At 51.2% G+C, this 21,280-nt stretch carries 17 protein-coding genes; 9 read left to right on the top strand and 8 right to left on the bottom strand.

Features of this window, described 5'->3' with window-relative positions:
* Positions 1-34: 34 nt before the first annotated feature.
* Together HNR75_RS00670 and cysK are read right to left on the bottom strand one after the other, a co-directional pair.
* Positions 35-292, bottom strand: a complete 258-nt coding sequence (locus HNR75_RS00670) for an HPr family phosphocarrier protein (protein WP_188025094.1) — start codon at positions 290-292, stop codon at positions 35-37.
* A 294-nt stretch (positions 293-586) separates the two neighbouring features.
* Complete coding sequence (gene cysK / locus HNR75_RS00665) at positions 587-1,555, bottom strand: cysteine synthase A (RefSeq protein ID WP_188025093.1); 969 nt, start codon at positions 1,553-1,555, stop codon at positions 587-589.
* Between the two features lie 254 nt (positions 1,556-1,809).
* On the opposite strand from cysK, the gene HNR75_RS00660 reads away from it, so the two are divergent.
* The gene (locus HNR75_RS00660) at positions 1,810-3,360 is read left to right on the top strand and encodes a L,D-transpeptidase family protein (RefSeq protein ID WP_188025092.1); all 1,551 of its coding nucleotides are present in this window, start codon (positions 1,810-1,812) and stop codon (positions 3,358-3,360) included.
* A gap of 57 nt (positions 3,361-3,417) precedes the next feature.
* Here the strand turns inward: HNR75_RS00660 and cysZ are convergent, their stop codons facing one another.
* Positions 3,418-4,152 (bottom strand): sulfate transporter CysZ, encoded by a 735-nt coding sequence (gene cysZ, locus HNR75_RS00655; protein ID WP_188025091.1) that lies wholly within the window; start codon positions 4,150-4,152, stop codon positions 3,418-3,420.
* A gap of 356 nt (positions 4,153-4,508) precedes the next feature.
* Here cysZ and zipA point away from each other — a divergent pair, with 356 nt between their 5' ends.
* The 3 genes from zipA (at position 4,509) to purL (ending at position 11,755) form a co-directional block, all read left to right on the top strand.
* Positions 4,509-5,285, top strand: a complete 777-nt coding sequence (gene zipA / locus HNR75_RS00650) for a cell division protein ZipA (RefSeq protein ID WP_188025090.1) — start codon at positions 4,509-4,511, stop codon at positions 5,283-5,285.
* Between the two features lie 89 nt (positions 5,286-5,374).
* Complete coding sequence (gene ligA / locus HNR75_RS00645; protein WP_188025089.1) at positions 5,375-7,435, top strand: NAD-dependent DNA ligase LigA; 2,061 nt, start codon at positions 5,375-5,377, stop codon at positions 7,433-7,435.
* Positions 7,436-7,864: 429 nt separating this feature from the next.
* Complete coding sequence (gene purL, locus HNR75_RS00640) at positions 7,865-11,755, top strand: phosphoribosylformylglycinamidine synthase (RefSeq protein WP_188025088.1); 3,891 nt, start codon at positions 7,865-7,867, stop codon at positions 11,753-11,755.
* A 99-nt stretch (positions 11,756-11,854) separates the two neighbouring features.
* Here purL and HNR75_RS00635 read toward each other — a convergent pair whose 3' ends face one another.
* A complete protein-coding gene (locus HNR75_RS00635; protein WP_188025087.1) occupies positions 11,855-12,355 on the bottom strand; it encodes an NlpC/P60 family protein in 501 nt (166 codons plus the stop codon).
* A 15-nt stretch (positions 12,356-12,370) separates the two neighbouring features.
* Positions 12,371-12,910: a YceB family lipoprotein gene (locus HNR75_RS00630; protein ID WP_188025086.1), complete on the bottom strand. Its 540-nt coding sequence runs from the start codon at positions 12,908-12,910 to the stop codon at positions 12,371-12,373.
* Between the two features lie 87 nt (positions 12,911-12,997).
* On the opposite strand from HNR75_RS00630, the gene cls reads away from it, so the two are divergent.
* The 3 genes from cls (at position 12,998) to HNR75_RS00615 (ending at position 17,353) form a co-directional block, all read left to right on the top strand.
* Positions 12,998-14,473: a cardiolipin synthase gene (gene cls / locus HNR75_RS00625; RefSeq protein ID WP_246358656.1), complete on the top strand. Its 1,476-nt coding sequence runs from the start codon at positions 12,998-13,000 to the stop codon at positions 14,471-14,473.
* A 61-nt stretch (positions 14,474-14,534) separates the two neighbouring features.
* Complete coding sequence (locus HNR75_RS00620; protein WP_188025085.1) at positions 14,535-15,941, top strand: DUF945 family protein; 1,407 nt, start codon at positions 14,535-14,537, stop codon at positions 15,939-15,941.
* Between the two features lie 101 nt (positions 15,942-16,042).
* Positions 16,043-17,353 carry a DUF945 family protein gene (locus HNR75_RS00615; RefSeq protein WP_188025084.1) on the top strand — a complete coding sequence of 437 codons (1,311 nt, stop codon included), beginning with the start codon at positions 16,043-16,045 and terminating at the stop codon, positions 17,351-17,353.
* A gap of 106 nt (positions 17,354-17,459) precedes the next feature.
* On the opposite strand, the gene purU is transcribed toward HNR75_RS00615, so the two are convergent.
* Entirely contained in the window at positions 17,460-18,296 is an 837-nt protein-coding gene (gene purU, locus HNR75_RS00610; RefSeq protein ID WP_188025083.1) for a formyltetrahydrofolate deformylase, read from the bottom strand.
* A 181-nt stretch (positions 18,297-18,477) separates the two neighbouring features.
* Between purU and HNR75_RS00605 the strand changes: the two genes are divergently transcribed.
* Positions 18,478-19,080, top strand: a complete 603-nt coding sequence (locus HNR75_RS00605) for a DUF4202 domain-containing protein (RefSeq protein ID WP_188025082.1) — start codon at positions 18,478-18,480, stop codon at positions 19,078-19,080.
* A 66-nt stretch (positions 19,081-19,146) separates the two neighbouring features.
* Positions 19,147-19,620: an LEA/WHy family protein gene (locus tag HNR75_RS00600; protein WP_188025081.1), complete on the top strand. Its 474-nt coding sequence runs from the start codon at positions 19,147-19,149 to the stop codon at positions 19,618-19,620.
* Positions 19,621-19,684: 64 nt separating this feature from the next.
* On the opposite strand, the gene HNR75_RS00595 is transcribed toward HNR75_RS00600, so the two are convergent.
* Both HNR75_RS00595 and HNR75_RS00590 read right to left on the bottom strand, forming a co-directional pair.
* Entirely contained in the window at positions 19,685-20,146 is a 462-nt protein-coding gene (locus HNR75_RS00595; RefSeq protein ID WP_188025080.1) for a hypothetical protein, read from the bottom strand.
* A gap of 77 nt (positions 20,147-20,223) precedes the next feature.
* Positions 20,224-21,147 (bottom strand): 2-hydroxyacid dehydrogenase, encoded by a 924-nt coding sequence (locus HNR75_RS00590; RefSeq protein ID WP_188025079.1) that lies wholly within the window; start codon positions 21,145-21,147, stop codon positions 20,224-20,226.
* Between the last annotated feature and the right edge of the window lie 133 nt (positions 21,148-21,280).

The following is a 21,280-nucleotide window of genomic DNA, read 5'->3' as shown; positions in this document are numbered from 1 at the left end:
GGATAAAAAAAGTGCAAAAACAGAAAGAGCCGGATTATTCCAGCTCGTCCATCAGTGCAACCAGTTTATCAACAGCTTTCTGCTCATCACTGCCTTCAGCGCGGATAGTGATGGTAGTGCCTTTGGTCAGACCCAGAGTTTGCAGTTTGAACAGGCTCTTGGCGCTGGCAGTTTTACCACCGCTGATCACGGTTACTTCGCTTTGAAATTCTTTTGCTTCTTTAACGAATTGAGCTGCAGGACGTGTGTGCAGACCGTTTTCAGCAGTAATCAGTACAGACTTCTCGTACATTTGTTCACCCCAAATTAAATAAATCCATATTGTCGAGCGAGCTAAGGATACCATCGACCTGCTGCTGAGATAAACGATTTTGCATATTAAAACGCGACTTTTTGCATAATGTTACCGAGATGTTATTGATAAAATAACGAGTTGTAGTACGGATCCAGCTGCTTCGTTAACCAAAGAGTTACTCTTTTGCTTTTCAGCCTAAGAAAAGACCGCTAGTTGAGTAAAAGTAGGGGAGAATAGAATAAAAAAAGCACGCCGCAGCGTGCTTTTAATGTAAGGCAACCGGAGCGAAACTCAGGACTGCAGTTCCTGTTCAGTGAAAATACCCTGGAACAATACGCTCGACAGGTAACGTTCACCGGAACTTGGCAGAATGACGACGATTGTCTTATCTGCGAACTCAGGCAGTTCTGCCAGACGGTTTGCGGCAACAACCGCAGCGCCGGAACTGATACCTGCCAGAATACCTTCTTCTTCCATCAGGCGACGGGCCATGGCAATCGCATCGTCACTGGATACTTTTTCCACGCGATCGAGCAGGGACAAATCGAGGTTGCCGGGAATGAAACCGGCGCCGATACCCTGAATTTTATGCGGACCTGGTTTGATCTCTTCACCGGCCAGTTTCTGGCTGATCACCGGTGATTCGGCAGGTTCTACCGCCACACTGATAATCTGTTTACCCTGAGTTTTCTTGATATAACGGGAGATACCGGTAATGGTACCGCCGGTGCCAACACCCGCTACCACGACATCAACCTGACCATCGGTATCATTCCAGATTTCCGGACCGGTGGTTTTTTCATGAATTTCAGGGTTGGCCGGGTTTTCAAACTGTTGCAGCAGAACGTATTTTTCCGGATCCGAGTTCACCAGCTCTTCTGCCTTGGCAATCGCACCTTTCATCCCCAGCGGGCCTTCGGTCAGTACCAGATTTGCCCCCAGTGCCTTCAGCAGTTTACGACGTTCAAGGCTCATGGTGGCAGGCATGGTCAGTGTAATACCATAACCGCGGGAGGCGGCAACAAATGCCAGAGCGATACCCGTGTTGCCGCTGGTTGGTTCGATAATTTCTTTGCCTGGTTTCAGAATGCCTTTTTTCTCTGCATCCCAAATCAGGTTTGCGCCGATACGGCATTTTACGCTGAAGCTCGGATTACGGCTTTCAACTTTAGCTAATACATTGCCTTTACTTACGCGGTTCAGGCGAACCAGCGGAGTGTTACCAATGGTCAGTGAGTTATCTGCATAGATTTTGCTCATGTTCGCTCCTGCGGGGTAGGTCTTTGTTGCATGTAGGTTAATCTTAAATGCAAGGATAGGAAATGCTGTTTTGTTATAACCATATGTAATAACAAGATATAGCTTATTCAGCGGAAAATGATATTCCGCTACTGTTAAAAATAACCAGATCTCCCGGCCTTGTTTTAGGCATAATTAATGTAATTCAGAACAATAAGCTTATTGCGCAACCCTGTTATATGGCTGATATGACGACAGGGATTAGGAGGAAGTAGATGCGTGGCAAATTTGTGCCTGCTGCAGTAGTGCTTCTGCTGGCATGGAACAGTCAGTGTTTTGCGGTAAATACCCGTCATGGCGATGCTGTGCCATTGGATACTCATCATGAGGTAACGACTGTATTGCCATTACCATCCGCTGCTATCCGGTCAGAGCTGACCCAGCAGCTGATGGAAGTTGCAATGACAGGAATTCACCCGGTTTTCGCTGATATCTGGCTGCAATTAATCAGACGACCTGAACTGGCGCAGGAACCGGAGACATATTACCGGATCTATACGCTGCTGCGGCAGTTCCGCCGTGAATGGCACGCGCTGGACTGGGATTCACGGGAACGATTTCATCTGAAAAAATTTAATCCGTCTGCCCCGGCGCTTAGCCGACATGAATATGTCTTGTTACTGCATCGTACCGACGCTGAAACCTATATCAATAAATTACGTCCGCACACGATGAGTTATCTGGACAGTCGCCGCGTATTACTGTCCCTGCTCAGTGAATCCAGAAAAGCGCCGTGGCCGGAACTACCTTCAGTGAAAGTAAAACCGGGTGAACAAAATACGGTATTGCCGTTGTTCAGGAATGTGCTGTTACGCAACGGTGATTTGCAATCCGGCGCGTTGACTGACGAGCAGATGGGGCAGCCTGATTATGATGCAGTGACGGTTCAGGCGGTGAAACACTTTCAGCAACGACACGGGCTGGAAGCGGACGGCGTTATTGGACACCGGACTCTGAAATGGCTGCGTTTGCCGCCACAGGTGCGCGCGGTGATTCTGGCCCGTAGTATTTTACGCAGTGATTTGCCGCAAAATATCTCTTCCCGCCGGTATGTTCTGGTCAATATACCGGAGTTTCGTTTACGGGTTCTGGATAAACAGCAGGAGATATTCTCCAGTCGGGTTATCGTAGGTCAGACACAACGCCAGACCCCTATATTGTCCAGTGAGATATCCAGCGTTGTGGTGAATCCGGCCTGGCATGTACCGGAAAGTATCCTGCAGAAGGATTTAGTGCCCAAGTTGCAAAAAGACAAACATTTTCTGGATAAAGGGCAGTTTGAACTGGTTGATTCGCAGGGGATGACCGTGGCGCCGGAGGCTATGGTGTGGGATGGTACAGAAGAAAACTTCCCTTATCGTTTGCGACAGAAACCGGGTGATCACAATGCGCTTGGCCGGTATAAGTTTTATTTGCCGAACAATGATGCGATTTATCTGCATTCCACTTCTTCTCCCGCTTATTTCAACCGTGATTTGAGAGCGCTGAGTTCTGGTTGTGTCCGGGTGGAGGAGGCTGATGATTTTGCCCGTTTGTTATTGAAAGGCTCAAAATGGAACATCACCAAGCTGGAGCAGATGCTGAAGGAAGATACGACCAAATGGTTGTCCGTGCCAGATCCAGTGCCGGTTTACACGGTTTACTGGCGTAGCTGGGTTGATAAGCAGGGACAGTTGCAGTTTCGTGACGACATCTATCAGTTCGATGATGATGCGGACATGGCTAATACGGCGGTGATGACCAGCCTGATTGGGCAACATAGCTAGACAATTAGTATTGTCGCGGACACTAAAATAGAAACGGGGACTTATGTCCCCGTTTTTTCATTTGTGGTTCTGATCGTCGACCCACATTGCGGTACTGGCGCAGATTGCCATTGGCATCAGAAATAAATTCAGCAGCGGAATAGATCCCAGCAACATGACCAGACCGCCGAAGGACAGATTACGCCAGCGCTGGCGGGCCAGTTGCCGGCGCATATCGGGAAAGGAGACCTGGTGATTGTCATACGGATAATCACAGTACTGGATAGCCATCATCCAGGCTGAAAACAGCAACCATATCCAGGGCGCCAGAAATTGTCCGGCTACCGGGACGAAAAACAGCACGGCACAAAGCAGCATTCGCGGCAGCCAGTATTTGAGTTTCTGCCATTCACGGCGGAATGCGTGATGAACCTCCTGCCATAAGGGGCGTTCATCAACCCGGTGCATATCAGAGACCAGATATTGTTCAACCCGTGCTGCCAGCATGCCGTTAAACGGCGCTGCCAGCCAGTTGGTTACCATACCGAAAATAAAGCTGGAGACGAACAGGATGATTAATACCGCCAATGGCCAGAGCAGAAAGGTGAGCCAGTCCAGCCAGTCAGGTAACCAGGCGGTTAATGCATTCATGGCGATATCAAAGCGCTGAAAAAGCAGATAAAAACCGATAGAGAAGAGTAATATGTTGATTAATAAAGGAAACCATACATAACGTCGTATTCCGGGCTGTGTCATCAGATGCAGACCCCGAAGCAGATACCCAAAAGCACTGAGTGGCTGAATATTTACCATTATTATTTTCCCTGCTGTGATACTGATTGCGACTATTACAGATAGCCTGCTACTTTGGTAGCGTATGAGATAACAGATTTTATTGAAATCTGTTAATAAGCGTTGTCAGCCTGCACTGCAAAACGGATAATGTGAATCAGGAACAAGAACTTATCGTTTATAATGACTGAGGTATAATCAAACCGAACAGAGAAAACAGCTCAATCTGTCCCGGAAGGGATTTCTGGATTGATTGACATGGTTTCTTGTCAGTGATTTTTATGCGATGACATGTTCCGCCGGACTGCGGGAAATTGCAGTTACCGGGCACTGATAAAGATACGTTCGACAACCAATTACATATAGAGCAACGACAAATGCAGGATTTGCGAATAGTACTGGTTATTGTAGGCGCACTGGCAATTGCGGCGTTGGTGATCCATGGTTTATGGACAAATCAGAAAAATAAACGGGCACAGCAAAAAAATGCGGTGTCCAAATCTGCGCCGACAAAACGAAATGGTGATGCCCGGGATGTTGACGGATTTGATGCGGATGGTGTCGGGAAGGTCAGAGTCGTGCCACGTAATGGCGCGCCGGTACGGGATGCTGAACCGGTTATTTCCTCGGTACCCCAGTTTTCTGCCGGTGATGATGAGTTGGCTGAACAGGAAGACATTGCCACTGCAGTCGTGGCTGAACCTGAACTTGAATCGCAGCAGGAGCCGGTCAAGGGCAACTGGAAAGATGTCTATGTCATCAACATTTCTGCCCGTGACGGTTCATATATTTACGGTCGCGATCTGAAACACGCGCTGCGTATTCTGGGATTCCGTTTTGGTGAAATGGATATTTATCATCGTCATCTGGAGATGGATGGTGAGGGTGATGTGTTATTCAGTCTCATCAATATGATCAAACCGGGGACGTTCGAGCCAAGCAAAATGGATCGTATGATGACGCCGGGTGTGTCTTTGTTCATGCAATTGCCGGCGGCTGGCCGGGGGTTGGCACATTTTGATCTGATGCTGAAAGCAGCAGATAAGTTGGCCAGTGAGGTCGATGGCATTTTACTGGATGCATCTCGTCAGCCGTTGAGTGAATATTATCTGACGCAATGCCGTGATGAGCTGAAAGCCTACGATCATCAATAAGATAACCAATTGATTTATATATGAGTGCGGCCTTGGCCGCATTTTTTTTCTGTGATTTTAAGTTGTCTGTGAATTTGAGACGAACCAGTATGAATGAAATCCAGTCGCGTATGCGGGCGTTACAACAATTACTTGAGCGCTATGACACCGAGTATTACCTGTACGATGAGCCCTCTGTACCGGATGCAGAATATGATCGCCTGATGAAAGAACTGCGGGCGCTTGAAGCGGCGCATCCGCAGTGGCGGGATGCAAATTCCCCGACACAACGGGTGAGCGGTATCGCGCTGGCAACCTTCGGAACCGTTCATCATGAGCAGCCCATGTTATCCCTGGATAACGTATTCAATGCAGACGATCTGAACGCATTCGGCCGACGGGTACAGGAACGATTATTTACCAATGAGGCGGTTACTTTCTGTTGTGAACCGAAACTGGACGGATTGGCGGTCAGTATTCTGTATGAACAGGGTGAACTGGTCCGCGCTGCAACCCGGGGTGATGGTGTCACTGGTGAAGATATCACACAGAATGTCCGGACTATTCGGGTGATACCGCTACGACTGGGTGGGGAGCATGTTCCGGCCCGTATTGAAGTCCGCGGTGAAGTGTTCATGCCAAAAGCCGGTTTCGAACGCTGGAACAAACAGGCGCTGGTGAAAGGCGATAAGGTGTTTGCCAATCCGCGTAACGCCGCAGCAGGCAGCCTGCGTCAGCTTGATCCGGCAATTACCGCGCAGCGTCCGCTGGCTTTTTATGCCTATGGCATTGGCGTCGTGGATGAAGAAACTGCTCTGCCAGATTCGCACTACGCCCGGATGCAATATCTGAAACAGTTCGGTTTGCCGGTGTGTGATGAAATTCGTCAGGTCGTGGGCATGGGTGGTTGTCAGGATTATCACGACGACATTCTGGCTAAACGCGATGCGCTCCCGTTTGAAATTGATGGTGTCGTTTTCAAGGTCGATGCGATTGCTCAGCAGCAGCAACTGGGATTTGTTTCCAGAGCGCCCCGCTGGGCGGTAGCCCATAAATTCCCGGCTCAGGAAGAGCTGACGCGTCTGAATGATGTCGAGTTTCAGGTTGGTCGTACCGGCGCCATTACCCCTGTCGCCCGGCTAGAACCGGTACAGGTAGGCGGTGTAACCGTGTCTAATGCGACCTTGCATAATGCCGATGAAATTGCCCGACTGGGTGTCAAAATCGGCGACTGGGTCGTGGTGCGCCGTGCCGGGGATGTCATTCCGCAGATCGTCAATGTGGTCTTGGATCGACGGGATACTGCCTGCCGGGAGATTGATTTTCCCGAACGTTGCCCCGTCTGTGATTCACAGGTGGAACGTTTACCGGGAGAAGCGGTTGCCCGCTGTTCCGGGGGGCTTTATTGTGCAGCACAGCGAAAAGAGGCACTGAAACATTTTGTGTCCCGCCGGGCCATGGATGTGGATGGCATTGGCGATAAACTGATTGAACAGCTGGTGGATCATGAACTGGTTCATACGCCGGCGGATCTGTTCGCGCTGACCAAAGCACAACTGCTGGGGCTAGAGCGAATGGGTGAGAAGTCGGCAGATAAGCTGCTGATAGCATTGCAAAATGCGCGCGAAACCACCTTTGCCCGGTTCCTGTTTGCACTGGGGATCCGCGAGGTCGGGGAAACAACGGCGCAGACGCTGGCGCAGCATTTTGCGGATTTGCCGGCGCTGCAGGACGCGTCCGTGGAAACCTTGTTAAAAGTATCGGACGTCGGTGAAGTGATGGCAAAACATATCTATTACTTCTTTCGTCAGGAACATAATCTGGAAGTCATTCAGCGTCTGCTGGCGCCGATCAGTGAGGGTGGGGCAGGTATCAGCTGGAAACCGGTAGAAAAGGTGGCTGCAGATACATTGCCGCTCAATGGAAAGACGCTGGTACTGACCGGGACATTGTCACAACTGAACCGGGATGCCGCCAAGCAGGCTTTGCAGACGCTGGGTGCGAAAGTGGCTGGCTCAGTATCAGCCAAAACAGATTTGGTGATAGCGGGCGAAGCGGCGGGTTCCAAGCTGGAAAAGGCTCAGCAGCTGGGTATTCCGGTCTGGGGTGAAGATGAGCTGGTGGCGCTGCTGCAGGATCCTGCGGGAGTTGTATTGCCTTCTAAGTCCTGAGTAGTTTGGCGGATGTGCCGTTTGTGAACATCACAAACGGCACACTCTGGATCAGAGTTGTTCGCTGATCAGAAAAAAAGAACGGTGACGGTGCAGGTTTTTACGGTGCCGGGCTATCCGGGCCACAAGGCGTCTGACGCCGTTATGAAGCGTTGGAGTCTTACGTAAACGAATTCTTCTTCTGGTTAACATAGGGCTTCCCCCTCTATTATCGTTGTCTTGTTATTATCAGATTAGTGATAACACATCCGATATGGCAAAGAAAAGAAAAAAGCGCGCCTTGTTACATGGTTTAAAGCGCGATCCAGCATTAAATCACATTGTTCCGTGACAGAATGCTGCTTTTCGGTCGACAGCTCCCCCCCCGCCTTCCTATAATACGCACACTGCAATTTCCCCCCTCTATTACTTAGTGAGAGAACTGGCAACATGGAAATCTTACGAGGTGCGCCTGCGCTATCCGAGTTTCGTATCAGCAAATTGAAGGATGCATTTGCTGAAAAATCCTTACCTGTGCATGATGTCTATGCCGAATATATGCACTTTGCCGATGTCTCGGCTCCCCTCTCGGAGGCGGAACGGGTAATACTGGAAAAATTGTTAACCTATGGCCCGACTATCGCAGAACATACACCGACAGGTTTGTTAGTTCTGGTTACTCCCCGCCCTGGTACCATCTCCCCCTGGTCATCGAAAGCTACCGACATTGCACACAACTGTGGTTTGAAACAAATCAATCGTCTGGAACGTGGTATTGCCTATTACATTACGGCAGATGCGTTGACGGCTGAACAGCAACAAACCATTGCTGCGCTGTTGCATGACCGGATGATGGAAACGGTGTTCGCTGATTTGAATGCAGCGACCGCACTGTTTGCGCACCACGAACCACGTCCGCTGACATCAATTGATGTACTGAGTGGTGGTCGTGAAGCGCTGGTGAAAGCCAACATTGAACTGGGTCTGGCGCTGGCAGAAGATGAAATCGACTATCTGCTGGCCAGTTTCCAGAAACTGGGTCGCAACCCGAACGATATCGAACTCTATATGTTCGCGCAGGCCAACTCCGAGCACTGCCGTCACAAGATTTTCAATGCTGACTGGACGATTGATGGTCAGAAACAGGATAAATCCCTGTTCAAGATGATCAAAAACACCTTTGAGCAACATAGCGACTATGTATTGTCCGCCTATAAAGATAACGCGGCAGTCATGGTGGGCAGCGAAGCAGGTCGCTTCTTCCCGAGCCCTGAAACCGGTGAATATCAGTATCATCAGGAACCGATCCACATTCTGATGAAAGTGGAAACGCATAACCATCCAACCGCGATTTCGCCGTTCCCGGGTGCTGCTACCGGTTCCGGTGGTGAAATCCGTGATGAGGGCGCAACCGGTCGTGGTTCCAAGCCAAAAGCGGGCCTGAGCGGTTTCACCGTGTCTAACCTGCAAATCCCGGGTCATCATCAGCCATGGGAAACCGATTTTGGTAAACCAAGCCGTATCGTCAGTGCGCTGGACATCATGATTGATGGTCCGTTGGGTAGTGCGGCGTTCAACAACGAATTTGGTCGTCCGAACATTCTGGGTTACTTCCGTACCTATGAAGAAAAAGTACCTAGCCATAATGGTGAAGAGATCCGTGGCTATCACAAGCCAATCATGCTGGCGGGTGGTTTAGGTAACATTCGTGGCGAGCACGTGCAGAAAGGCGAAATTTCTGTCGGTGCAAAACTGGTGGTACTGGGCGGCCCGGCGATGAATATCGGTCTGGGTGGCGGTGCGGCATCTTCCATGACCTCTGGTCAGTCTGCGGAAGATCTGGATTTCGCTTCGGTGCAACGTGAAAACCCTGAAATGGAACGCCGTTGTCAGGAAGTGATCGATCGCTGCTGGCAGATGGGTGAGCACAACCCGATCCTGTTCATCCATGACGTGGGTGCAGGCGGTTTGTCCAATGCGATGCCTGAACTGGTTAATGATGGTGGCCGCGGCGGTAACTTCTCGCTGCGCGCTATCCCGAATGATGAACCGGGAATGACGCCGCTGGAAATCTGGTGTAACGAATCACAGGAACGTTATGTTCTGGCTGTGGCTGCTGATCAGCTGCCGCTGTTTGAAGAGTTGTGCCGTCGTGAGCGCGCACAGTATGCCGTGATTGGTGAAGCCACCGAAGCACAGCATCTGACATTGCACGATAGCCATTTCGACAACAACCCGATCGATATGCCGCTGGATGTATTGCTGGGCAAAGCCCCTAAAATGCATCGCGATGTGACTACTCAGCAGGCACAGGGTAAAGCACTGGATCTCTCCGGTGTGACGGTACAGGATGCGGCTGAACGTATTCTGCGTCTGCCGACCGTGGCAGAAAAAACCTTCCTGATCACCATCGGTGACCGTACCGTAACCGGTCTGGTTGCCCGTGATCAGATGGTTGGCCCTTGGCAGATCCCGGTAGCGGATTGCGCGGTAACAGCTGCTTCTTACGACACCTATGCCGGTGAAGCGATGTCCATGGGTGAGCGTTCTCCGCTGGCGTTGCTGGACCATGCCGCTTCTGGCCGTATGGCGGTTGCCGAGTCCCTGACCAACATCGCTTCTGCACAAATTGGTGAACTGAAACGCGTTAAGCTGTCTGCAAACTGGATGGCTGCTGCCGGTCACCCGGGTGAAGATGCCGGTTTGTATGCCGCAGTGAAAGCGGTGGGTGAAGAACTGTGTCCTGAGCTGGAACTGACAGTACCGGTTGGTAAAGACTCCATGTCGATGAAGACCCGCTGGCAGCAGGGTGATGAGCAGAGAGAGGTGATTGCACCACTGTCCCTGATCATTACTGCCTTTGCCCGTGTGGATGACGTGCGTAATACCGTGACGCCACAGCTGCGCACCGACAAAGGTGAAACCGACCTGATCTTTATCGATCTGGGTAACGGTAAAAACCGTCTGGGTGCTTCCTGTCTGGCTCAGGTTTACAAACAACTGGGTGACAAAGCGCCGGATGTGGATTGTCCTTCTCAGCTGAAAGGCTTCTTCAACGCGATGCAGACGCTGGTGGCTGATCGCAAGCTGCTGGCTTATCACGACCGTTCTGACGGTGGTCTGTTTGTGACCCTGGCGGAAATGGCGTTTGCCGGTAAGACCGGTATCAGCGTCCAGCTGGATCAGTTGGCGTCCGATGACCTGGCGGTGCTGTTCAACGAAGAGCTGGGTGCGGTCATTCAGGTTCGTCGTGAAGACAAAGAAGCGGTAATGAATACCCTGGCGGGTCATGGTCTGGCAGCGAATGCTTTCGTCATCGGTACCCTGAACCAGAAAGATACTCTGTGCTTCACCCGTAATGATCAGATCGTGATGTCTGAACCGCGTGTTCACTTCCGTAAGATCTGGGCGGAAACCACCCATCTGATGCAGCGCATGCGTGATAACCCGGCTTGTGCTGACAGTGAACACCAGGCGAAGCAGGATGTAAAAGATCCAGGTCTGAATGTGAATCTGACTTTCGATCTGAATCAGGACGTCGCGGCACCGTTTATTGCCAAACGCGCTTATCCGAAAGTGGCTATCCTGCGTGAGCAGGGTGTGAACTCGCAGAGCGAAATGGCTGCGGCGTTTGACCGTGCCGGTTTCAGCGCCATCGACGTCCACATGAGCGATATTCTGGAAGGTCGTCTGGATCTGGCTGAATTCCAGGGTCTGGCTGCCTGTGGCGGTTTCTCGTACGGTGACGTACTGGGCGCTGGTGAAGGCTGGGCGAAATCGGTACTGTTTAACAACCGTGCCCGTGATGCGTTCCAGAGCTTCTTCCACCGCAACGACACCTTTGCGCTGGGGATCTGTAACGGTTGTCAGATGATGTCTAACCTGCGTGATCTGATCCCGGGTGCTGACTTGTGGCCACGTTTCGTGCGCAACGAATCCGAGCGTTTTGAAGCGCGCTTCAGCCTGGTTGAAGTTCAGCAGTCTCCATCTGTGTTCTTCCAGGGTATGGCCGGTTCCCGTATGCCGATCGCGGTATCTCACGGTGAAGGTCGTGTGGAAGTGCGTGATGCCGACCATCTGTCTGCGATTCAGAACAGTGGCACTGTGGCGGTACGTTTTGTTGATCACTATGGTGTGGCGACTGAACGTTATCCGTTCAACCCGAACGGTTCGCCAGCAGGTATCACCGGTCTGACTACCAAAGATGGCCGCGTAACGATCATGATGCCACATCCGGAACGTGTGATGCGTACCGTTGCCAACTCATGGCATCCTGACGAATGGGGTGAAAACAGCCCATGGCTGCGTATGTTCCGTAACGCACGTGTGTTTATCGGTTAATTCGTACCATGCTAATAAGAGGCCGCTCATCAGAGCGGCTTTTTTTATGGTCAGTAAACAGCAGATATGAAGTTATGACGTCTGCCATTATGGGGAGCGTTATTGCGACAGGCGGCGTGCCTGCCAGTAGGAGCGTTGCCAGTAAGGCTGATTCAGATCGGAGATCATAACGCCTTTGCTGGTTGAGGCATGCAGGAATTTGTTTTTTTCCACCACCACCCCGACATGGCGGGTCTGCTTGCCGATATGGAAGAACACCAGATCCCCCGGGCGTAGCTGACGGGCGGAAATGGACCGCCCGAGTTGTGCCTGACTGCCGGTATCCCGTGGCAGTCGGATAGCAAATTGTTCCCGGAAAGTCAGCTGGATAAAACCGGAACAATCGACCCCTCTGCGGCTTTCCCCACCATCCCGGTAGGGAACACCTTTCCATTCCTGATATTGCTCATACAAGGCTGAACGTGCATAGGCCGGATCGCTCAGACTAGATGAGTAATGAGACGACTCGGGGATCGTACTCTGACAGCCGGTCAGTAGCAGGGCTGACAGCACGAGCCAGCACAGAAGAAACGGAATTGACAGATGATGGGGTAAATTCATTCCTTTGATCCCTGTTTAGTCAGTATGGAGTCGCAGTTTGCCAGGCATGAGTTCGAACCGGGTAACATGCTGTTTCAGCCAGAGTTGATCCTTGTCCTGCGTATTAAGCTGATACGCTGGCTGTTGCTCTAAACGACTCTGTAAGCCCTGTACCAGATAGCTCACAAACGGAGCAAATTGTTGTTGTACTGCCGATGGTTGAATGGAATAGCTGGTCAGGGTGAAATTATCCAGATAGACCGCACCGCTTTGCTGCTGATATCTCGGTTTGGCTTCAAAATCAGCACGGATAGTTCCATCTATAGCCGGTTTACCGGGTAAACTAAGAGTAAAGCGACCATTACTCAGGACTTGTGCCATCCCGGCTTTTTGCCGGCCGAGACGAACCTGCATGGTATCGATATTCAGATCAACATCAAACAAGCCGGGTAGGCCATATTGCTGTTGATATTTAGCTTTTTGATTTACATATTGGGTTAGTTCTTGTTCTGTGATGTCGATTGGACCACTGGTCTGACCGCTAAGGGACAGAGTCAAAAGAAGAGCATGCAACATGATACCGCCTTATCAAATAGCTGTGTGCGGGAGCATCATATCATTCGTTGCGTATCATGCCAGCGCATGAAAATTGAGGATAGTCAAATGCGGCCACAGATGACCTTGCTGGATGTGTTGTATAACGTGTTGGGTTTTCTGGTGTTTGGTTTTTATGCCCTGCTGGTCGTGGTCGTTGTGCTCCGGGTCATTATGAAACGGCGTCCTATCGGTGTGTCTCTGGCCTGGCTGGCGCTCATTCTGGCGGTGCCGGTAGTGGGGATCTCGGCATACCTGATTGTGGGCGAGGTCCGTTTAGGGCGACGCAGAGCCAAACTGGCGAAAGCCATGTACCGTCCCTATGTTACCTGGCTGCAGAAGCTGGTCGCTGGCTTTCCGCATTATCCGGTTACGCCTTCTGCCAAGGCGGCGCCGCTGGTTGCCCTGATTCAGTCCCGCCTTGGTATGCCTTTACTCGGCGGGAATAACATCACTTTGTTGTCCGAACCGGAAACGATCCTGGATCAATTGCTTGTGGATATCCGGCAGGCGAAGATCTCCTGTTACCTGGAATTTTATATCTGGCAGGAGGGCGGCCGGGCAGATCAGGTCGCAGAAGCGCTTATTCAGGCGGCAGCCCGGGGGGTTGACTGCCGGATTCTTCTGGATTCGGTGGGCAGTGCGGCATTGTTTGATACGGGCTGGCCAAGGCGTTTTCATGATACCGGCGTCAGAATTGTGGAGGTGTTACCTGTAAAACCATGGCGGGTGCCGTTGCACCGGCAGGATCTGCGCATGCACCGTAAACTGGTGGTGATTGATGAACAGATCGCCTACACCGGTTCTATGAACCTGGTCGATCCGGAATTGTTCAAGCAATCCAGTGGTGTCGGACAATGGATAGACATCATGGTCCGGGTGACGGGGCCTGTCGTTTCGGTGGTGTGGTCGTTGTTCGTGCGGGACTGGGAAATGGAAACCGGGGAGCGGTTACTGGATTCCCGGCGTTATGAGCCCGAGAGCCTGCACGTAGATGGCCATAATATTCAACTGATACCATCTGGACCTTTTGTCGGCGGCGATTGTATCCAGCAAATCCTGCTGCAGGCCATTTATCAGGCCGAACACAACCTGGTTCTGACCAGTCCCTATTTTGTCCCGGATGATCCGCTGGTCGCGGCATTACAGTCGGCGGCAGCTCGCGGGGTTGCGGTTCAGCTGATTATTCCGGAACGCAATGATTCCCGGATGGTGAGTTTTGCCTGTAACGCATTTCTGGAAGAATTGCTGGCGGCCGGTGTGGAGATCTACCGTTTCCGGAAAGGATTGTTACATACCAAAAGTGTGCTGGTTGATGATCAGATTGCTTTGATTGGCACAGTGAATCTTGATCGCCGTAGCCTTTGGCTCAACTTTGAGGCCACTTTACTGGTAGATGATTGTTCATTTGCAGCTATGCTGAAAGAGTTGCAACAAAGTTATATTCAGCAGGGAAAACGACTTCGCCTGACAGAATGGCGTGAGCGGTCATGGATACAGCGTATGCTGGAAAATGTATTCTATCTGTTCAGTCCGCTGCTGTGACAACTGTTACCTTACGACAGAGAAACCGGAATCCAGGAAAAATAAAAAGAGGGAGCACTTCATGAGTTCAAAACTTGTACTTTCGTTAGTCAGCATTGCAGTTGCCGGAGGCATAGCTGCTGCGGCTTCCAGTTGGTATACCGCACAAAAACTGGATGAATATGTCCAGGCTGGTGTTGAGAGTATCAACCAGAGCCATGTCATGCGGGCCAGCTGGTATCCGCAATTGTCTTTTCCGTTTTCCCGGGGCGGTGTATTACACATCGTAGTACTGAGTGAACAAATGCAGGAAAACGCGAAAATGGAGCCGGTGAACAGCGGCGATCCTGAATCCTTGCAGCGGGTACAGGAACAGATGGCTGAACCGCAGACAGAAGAGAGACAGAAGCCTTTCGAGTTATATATTAATGTTTCCAATAAAATGTTCCCGTTTATTGTAAAAGGGGAAGCGACGCTGGATATGTCCCGCGGGACACCTTATGAACTGGTGCAGCGAAAGGCGGTTCCTCCTTCTTTGCCTGTTTCCATGGCATGGACCTATAAAGCCTATAATCAGGATTTTGATCTGCGGCTCAGTATGGAGCGCTGGCAGGTTACGCAGCCAGAGCATAGTGTCGACGTCGGCCCTGCGGAAATATCACTGGATGGCAACATGCAGGATGAACTGGAGCTCAACTATGCTTGGGAAGGGGTCAAAGCCACTAGCCAGCAGCCTGTCCGGAGTGAGATGGAGATTTTGCCACTGGATGGGGTTGCCTTGCTGCGTAATTTTTCTGGTATCTGGATCTCACCGGAAGGGCATGCTCAGCTGAATGGTATGCGGATGTCTGATGCCGACGGTAAAGCCGAAATGGGACAGTTACGTTTTGATTCCGTCATGGATGAAGCTGAGACCGAAACCGGCACGGTATTGAATACGAAACAACGGGTCTCGTTGGCTGATTTTGCTATCCATACTCCACAGCAACAGTTCACGATTAATGATCTTTCTCTGGGTTTGAATTTTTCCGGTCTGAATAAACAGGGTGTGGAAGAGCTGGCCCTGCAGGCTAGGGCAGAAAAGCCTGATTTCACGCAAATGATGAAAAGCCTCAATAAGATCACGACCAAAACGATGCGTCTGGAACTGGCGCCGGCCAGTATGAAGCTGAATAACGCGGCGGTGACCGCAAGCGGTACCCTGGAATCGCTGCCATTTGAGGTGGAACAGCTGATTCGTGCCAGCGCAGCCGATACCCCGAATCCGTTCAGATACATGCTGCAGGGTAATTTCACCATTGCCGCTGAAACGAATGCGGTACGTGCTTTGCCGGCAGAGATGCGGCAGCAAATCTCTGTATTGCAGCAGGATGGTTTTATCAAGGCTGACAATAAGGGTCTGAGCAGTAACCTGCAATTACAGAGCGGGCAACTGACCGCAAATGGCAAAAATATACCGCTCGGAGAGTTTAAGCTTCAAAACAAATAACGTTCTGATTTTATTATTGATGTCATAGCCTTGTCATATCTTTCCTTTATGGTGCAGCCGGATATCGCTCTGTCCGGTTCTGCACTATAAAGGATGCGTGCATGCATAAATTCATCAAATGGATCGTTTTCCCGCTGACTGGTGTGCTGTTACTGACGCTGGTTATGACCTGGTATACAGGCTATCAGGTTGATCGCCGTCTGGGGGACTGGGTCAGCCGTGCCGACCAGGTTCCGGGCATTGCAACCAGCTGGTTCGATCTGGAAAAAAATCTTTTCACGCGTAAAGCCGAATTACATCTGCTGATAGCAGAACCTGCCACGTTACTGACGCTGGTGCCTTCACTGAATGGGGACAACCGGCTGCAGAACTGGTTACAGCGCCAGGGAACCATTGATCTGTATATTGAGATCCGGCATTCCATTGTTCCTGGCTTTGTTCAGGGGACTGCCCAAATCAACATGCAGCGCAGTTCATTTGCCGATCTGCCCGAAAAGCTGAATATTCCGCACGATATTTACTGGAACATTAACAGTTATAGCGGAAATATCGTTGCTGGCCTGAATATGGCGCAGTGGAGCTGGTTCCGTGATGAACAAACCTGGCTGGTTTCACCATTGCGGGTACGCGCCGGATTTGCCGACACAGAACATATCGACCTTTCTGTATTCTGGCAGGGGATGGAATGGCGGAACGACGATAATGAGGAACAGGGTAAACTGGCGGATCTGACGCTGGACAGCCAGCTGGTCGTCAATCATGGTCTGTGGCTGATGCCGCAGGCCAAACTCAATCTCGGGCTGCTGGAATTACGGCAGCCGGATCGTCAACTACAGTTACAGCAGTGGCACTGGCTGACGGATATCAGTGAAAACAGCGATGGTCTGCTCAGTGTGGTGGATGTGAACAGTCACTCCAATATCAAGCGTCTCTCGTATACCAGCCGGCAGAATGATTATCTGCTGAGTGATCTGAAAGCCGGTTTTGCGCTGGGCGGTGTGAATCGTGAAGGTGTTGAGGCATTACTGATGAACTCAGGACTGGATGCGGCTAACGCGGCGAAGTGGAAAGCGGGTCTGAATCTGATTACCCGCAGTGGTGTTCACTTCCGTCTGGACCCCTTTAATCTGCAGCTGAATCGTCAGCCGGTCAGCGTCCATGGTCAATTGACTACCCGGCCGTTTGATGTTGCTCAGGTGCATGAAATCGAATCGATGCGTTCGTTGCTGCAGGGTGATGTCTCGGTAGTGATCGCTCGTACGCTGGCACAGCAGTTTGCTTCCGCTCCGGAGGTATTGCCGGATCTACTGACGGACGGTTATCTGGAACAGAATGCGGCCGGAGACATTTCAACAAAAATCCGGATGGTAAACGGTAAATTGTCGGCAAATGGTGTCGCGGTACCTTATTGATCCCGGGTTATCTGACAGCAACAAAAACGGCGATAATTCATATCGCCGTTTTTGTTGTGACCGGGAAACACCACTTCTTCAGAGGCGGTGATCGTCAGAATCACGGTTATTTGAAGACCACGGTTTTGTTGCCGTAAACAAACACACGCTCTTCTGACACGGCGGTTAATGCCTGATTCAGCACGGAACGTTCACCGTCGCGACCGGCTTTGGCCATGTCTTCGGCGGAGAAATTGTGGTCAACCCGGATCACGCCCTGCTCGATGATCGGACCTTCATCCAGATCGTTGGTGACGAAATGGGCGGTCGCGCCAATGATTTTCACACCGCGATCGAACGCCTGCTGATAAGGGCGGGCTCCGATAAAGGCCGGCAGGAAGGAGTGATGAATGTTGATGATGCGATACGGGTAAGACGCCACAAAGCCGGGTGTCAGTACGCGCATGTATTTGGCCAGTACCACATATTCCGGTGCGTATTCATCAATGATGGCGCGCATCTTGGCTTCATGTTCTTCACGGCTTAAGCCTTCGTGACTGACATGATGGAACGGAATATTGAATTTGCCGGTCAGATCCGCCAGTACATCATAGTTGCCGATAACCGCAACCACATCCAGATTCAGCGCTCCTTCATAACACTTCATCAGGATATCACCCAGGCAGTGGGCTTCCTTGGTCACCATGATGACAACGCGTTTTTTCCCAGCCGGGACTAAACGGCGTTTTGCGCCAACAGGCAATGTATCGTCGAGATCGCCCAGCAGCGTTTCATCATTGAAACGACCTTCCAGCTCGGTACGCATGAAAAAACGACCTTCGGTGTGATCGACAAATTCATCGTTTTTAATAATGTTCAGCTGATGCTTGTAGCAAATATAGGTAATTTTTGCGATCAAACCCTGAGCATCAGGGCAGTCAGTCAGAAGGATTTTGCGTTTCATCCCGGGGTTTTCCTTAGAAAGGGCCACGACCAATAATGGCGCAACACTATGCCATAAAACGACGGTCATGGCAGCGAAAAATCCCCCGAACACATGAATTGCTGCTGGATACGGTAATAGGTGAACGCAGCGGGATGCGTTACTATTTAAAAGAATGTTATCGCTATATGAGAAGAATGTTATGTCTGCAGAAATGATCTCTGATTTGCGCTTTACCCGTACGATTGCAGCATTTGATCAGGCGAATGCAAACGATCCCCGTCAGGAACAGGATGAAAATGGTATTCCGGTGGCATATGAGGTGCTGTATGCCCGGCGGATGAGTGATGCGCTGCTGCGCTTTTGTCCTCAGGCGTCGGAGGCGTTGCAACTGGCGGCCCGCAGTCAGCATATTGAGCGCTGGCTGTTACCCCGCGATCATTACCCGATGGATCGGAAGGGGTATCTGCAGTGGCGCAGCGAGCTGAAATTACGGCATGCCGCGCGGGCTGGCGAAATCATGCTGGCAGAAGGTTATGATGCTGCAATGTGTGAGCGGGTGGCGGCGCTACTGAAAAAAGAAAAGCTGAAAAGCGATGAAGAAAGCCAGATGCTGGAAGATGTGATTTGTCTGGTTTTCCTGCAGTATTATTTTGCGGAGTTTGCCAAAGTGCATGATGAAGCCAAACTGATTGATATTCTGCAGAAAACATGGCGTAAAATGTCGGAGGCCGGCCATCAGGCGGCATTAAGTCTGCCGTTACCGGATGAACAGAAAACGCTGATCGCAAAAGCGCTGGCGTGATAAATATCAGCGAGTCGGATAACTGATTTTTAAACAGAACCAAGTTGTAATCACAGGAGTAGTTGTATGTTGAAGTGGTGCCGATATGTGTTGGCCGGAATTGCGTTAACACTGGCAGGATGTGCTGCATTGCAACCCAAACTGGAAGCACCCACCGTGGCGGTGAATTCAGTGAAGGTGCTGCCGGGGCAGGGACTGAATATGCGTTTTCTGATCGGTCTGCATGTACAGAATCCGAACTCGATCCCGCTGCCGATCCATGGCGTGAACTATACCGTTGCGCTGGCTGATCAGCAGGTGGTGTCAGGTAACGCGCAGAATCAACCGACCATTCCGGCTCACGGCGAACAGGATGTGGAAATCGAAGCGGTGGCTGATCTGATGAATGGACTGTCGCTGGCCAATGCGCTGCTGAGCAATCCGCTGCAGCAGGAAGTACCGTATGCGGTGAAAGCATCGGTCGATGTCGGTGCGTTCCTGCCGAATATTCCTGTGTGGAAGAACGGTACCGTTAATCTGGCCACCGGCGCTATCCGTTAATTCTTGCCTGAAAAAAAGCCCGGACAGTGTGTCCCGGGCTTCATTCAGAGTATCAGTACTGATATCAGCAGTATTCACCTTCAATCAGAAACTCATCAATCACATCGGTAAACTCAGGCCACAGCTCTTCCGGCACCGCTGCTTCCGGATCGTCTTCGTTATCGCCGTAGTCGTACCAGAAATAACTGCGCAGCGCGTTGGCAAACTCGTCATCGATTTCCGCCAGTTGTGCCAGTGTACCGAACCAGACAATGCGTCGCAGATTGACGGTCAGATCATTGAGCTGCTCTGTCAGTTCCTGATCATTACGGCTTTGTTCAATCAGCAGTTCAAAGCGTTCACGGGCATTTTCGGTCTGATACTCATCGAGTTCTCCGGTATCTGCCAGCAGATAGATATAGTCATTCAGCAGATATTCGATCAGATCATCCCGTTGATGAAACCAATGCCACTGACTGCCTTTATTACCCAGCAAGGATGCATCAAAGGAACTGTCTACATGGCAAAGTGCCCACTGGTTTTCCATCGCTTGTTCTCCACCGGATTTAAATAGGGAATTGCGCCGTAAGATTATCACAGGCGCGATGCTGTTTTCCTGCTGGATCAGTAGCCCCGGTGCCGATCGACCATACCCTGTACCGGGTGTCCGCTGGCCAGTGCCTGCATATTGGCGGCAATCTGGGCTACGGCCTCTTCAGGGATGGTATCGGCGGCGACATGCGGCGTGATCAGCACCGATGGATGCTGCCAGAACGAATGCGTGGCCGGTAACGGTTCTTCGGCAAAGACATCCAGCAGGACAAAACGCAGGTGCTGCTGATTCAGTAAATCAAGCAGGGCGTCCTGATCGATCAGCGTACCGCGCCCGGCGTTGATCAGCGCGGCATCTTTGGGCAGTAATGCCAGGCGCTGCGCATTCAGCAGATGCTGTGTTTCAGTGGTGGAAGGCAATACGCTGAACAAGACATCGGTTTCTTTAAGCAGATCATCCAGCGCGGCACAGCCATGCACACAGCGGACGTTGTCGATGGTTCTCGGTTGCCGGCTCCAGCCGCTGACCGGGTAGCCCAGTTGTGCCAGATTCTGTGCCACCTGCATACCCAGCTGACCTAATCCGAGCACGGTCACGCGGGTGTTTCTGGCCAGCCGGGTTGGTTGTGGTTGCCAGATTCCCGCCTGTTGCTGCCGGCGATAAATATCCATCTGCCGCTGATAATGCAGCAGACCATACAGGGCGTATTCCGTCATCTGCTGTGCCATCCCGGCATCGGTCAGCCGGATGATCGTCACGTGGTCCGGTATATCGTCCCGCTGCAGAAACTTATCTACCCCGGCGCCCAGTGTGAAAATGACCTGCAGATTGGGGAAACGGCTGAAGAAATTGACCGGCGGTTTCCAGGTTACAACATGGGTGACGGCTTCGGTATTAACCTCCTGCGGCCAGCTGGCTACTGACCAGTCAGGCAGGGCTTCCTGCAGCAGGCGGTGATAATGATCCTGTTGCTCGGGAGAGTAGAGATAGAGCATGACCTGATCCTTCTTATGACGGATAACTTGTTCAATGATAATAAAATTTGGCGTGGCGCACCTTATTACATTTGATTACATATTTTATGTATATCAAATGATTTTTATTGGTATATTCGCCGGATCATTCAAC

The organism is Tolumonas osonensis (assembly GCF_014202415.1).
Lineage (GTDB): Bacteria > Pseudomonadota > Gammaproteobacteria > Enterobacterales > Aeromonadaceae > Tolumonas > Tolumonas osonensis.
This window is presented reverse-complemented; position numbering and strand designations above follow the sequence as displayed.

Excerpts from the sequence above, each read along its gene's own strand:
- HNR75_RS00620 (WP_188025085.1), top strand. The coding sequence starts at position 14,535 with ATGAGTTCAAAACTTGTACTTTCGTTAGTCAGCATTGCAGTTGCCGGA.
- cls (WP_246358656.1), top strand. The coding sequence starts at position 12,998 with ATGCGGCCACAGATGACCTTGCTGGATGTGTTGTATAACGTGTTGGGT.
- HNR75_RS00590 (WP_188025079.1), bottom strand. The coding sequence starts at position 21,147 with ATGCTCTATCTCTACTCTCCCGAGCAACAGGATCATTATCACCGCCTG.
- HNR75_RS00670 (WP_188025094.1), bottom strand. The coding sequence starts at position 292 with ATGTACGAGAAGTCTGTACTGATTACTGCTGAAAACGGTCTGCACACA.
- HNR75_RS00605 (WP_188025082.1), top strand. The coding sequence starts at position 18,478 with ATGTCTGCAGAAATGATCTCTGATTTGCGCTTTACCCGTACGATTGCA.
- HNR75_RS00630 (WP_188025086.1), bottom strand. The coding sequence starts at position 12,910 with ATGTTGCATGCTCTTCTTTTGACTCTGTCCCTTAGCGGTCAGACCAGT.
- HNR75_RS00660 (WP_188025092.1), top strand. The coding sequence starts at position 1,810 with ATGCGTGGCAAATTTGTGCCTGCTGCAGTAGTGCTTCTGCTGGCATGG.
- cysZ (WP_188025091.1), bottom strand. The coding sequence starts at position 4,152 with ATGGTAAATATTCAGCCACTCAGTGCTTTTGGGTATCTGCTTCGGGGT.
- zipA (WP_188025090.1), top strand. The coding sequence starts at position 4,509 with ATGCAGGATTTGCGAATAGTACTGGTTATTGTAGGCGCACTGGCAATT.
- purL (WP_188025088.1), top strand. The coding sequence starts at position 7,865 with ATGGAAATCTTACGAGGTGCGCCTGCGCTATCCGAGTTTCGTATCAGC.
- HNR75_RS00595 (WP_188025080.1), bottom strand. The coding sequence starts at position 20,146 with ATGGAAAACCAGTGGGCACTTTGCCATGTAGACAGTTCCTTTGATGCA.
- ligA (WP_188025089.1), top strand. The coding sequence starts at position 5,375 with ATGAATGAAATCCAGTCGCGTATGCGGGCGTTACAACAATTACTTGAG.
- purU (WP_188025083.1), bottom strand. The coding sequence starts at position 18,296 with ATGAAACGCAAAATCCTTCTGACTGACTGCCCTGATGCTCAGGGTTTG.
- HNR75_RS00635 (WP_188025087.1), bottom strand. The coding sequence starts at position 12,355 with ATGAATTTACCCCATCATCTGTCAATTCCGTTTCTTCTGTGCTGGCTC.
- HNR75_RS00600 (WP_188025081.1), top strand. The coding sequence starts at position 19,147 with ATGTTGAAGTGGTGCCGATATGTGTTGGCCGGAATTGCGTTAACACTG.
- HNR75_RS00615 (WP_188025084.1), top strand. The coding sequence starts at position 16,043 with ATGCATAAATTCATCAAATGGATCGTTTTCCCGCTGACTGGTGTGCTG.
- cysK (WP_188025093.1), bottom strand. The coding sequence starts at position 1,555 with ATGAGCAAAATCTATGCAGATAACTCACTGACCATTGGTAACACTCCG.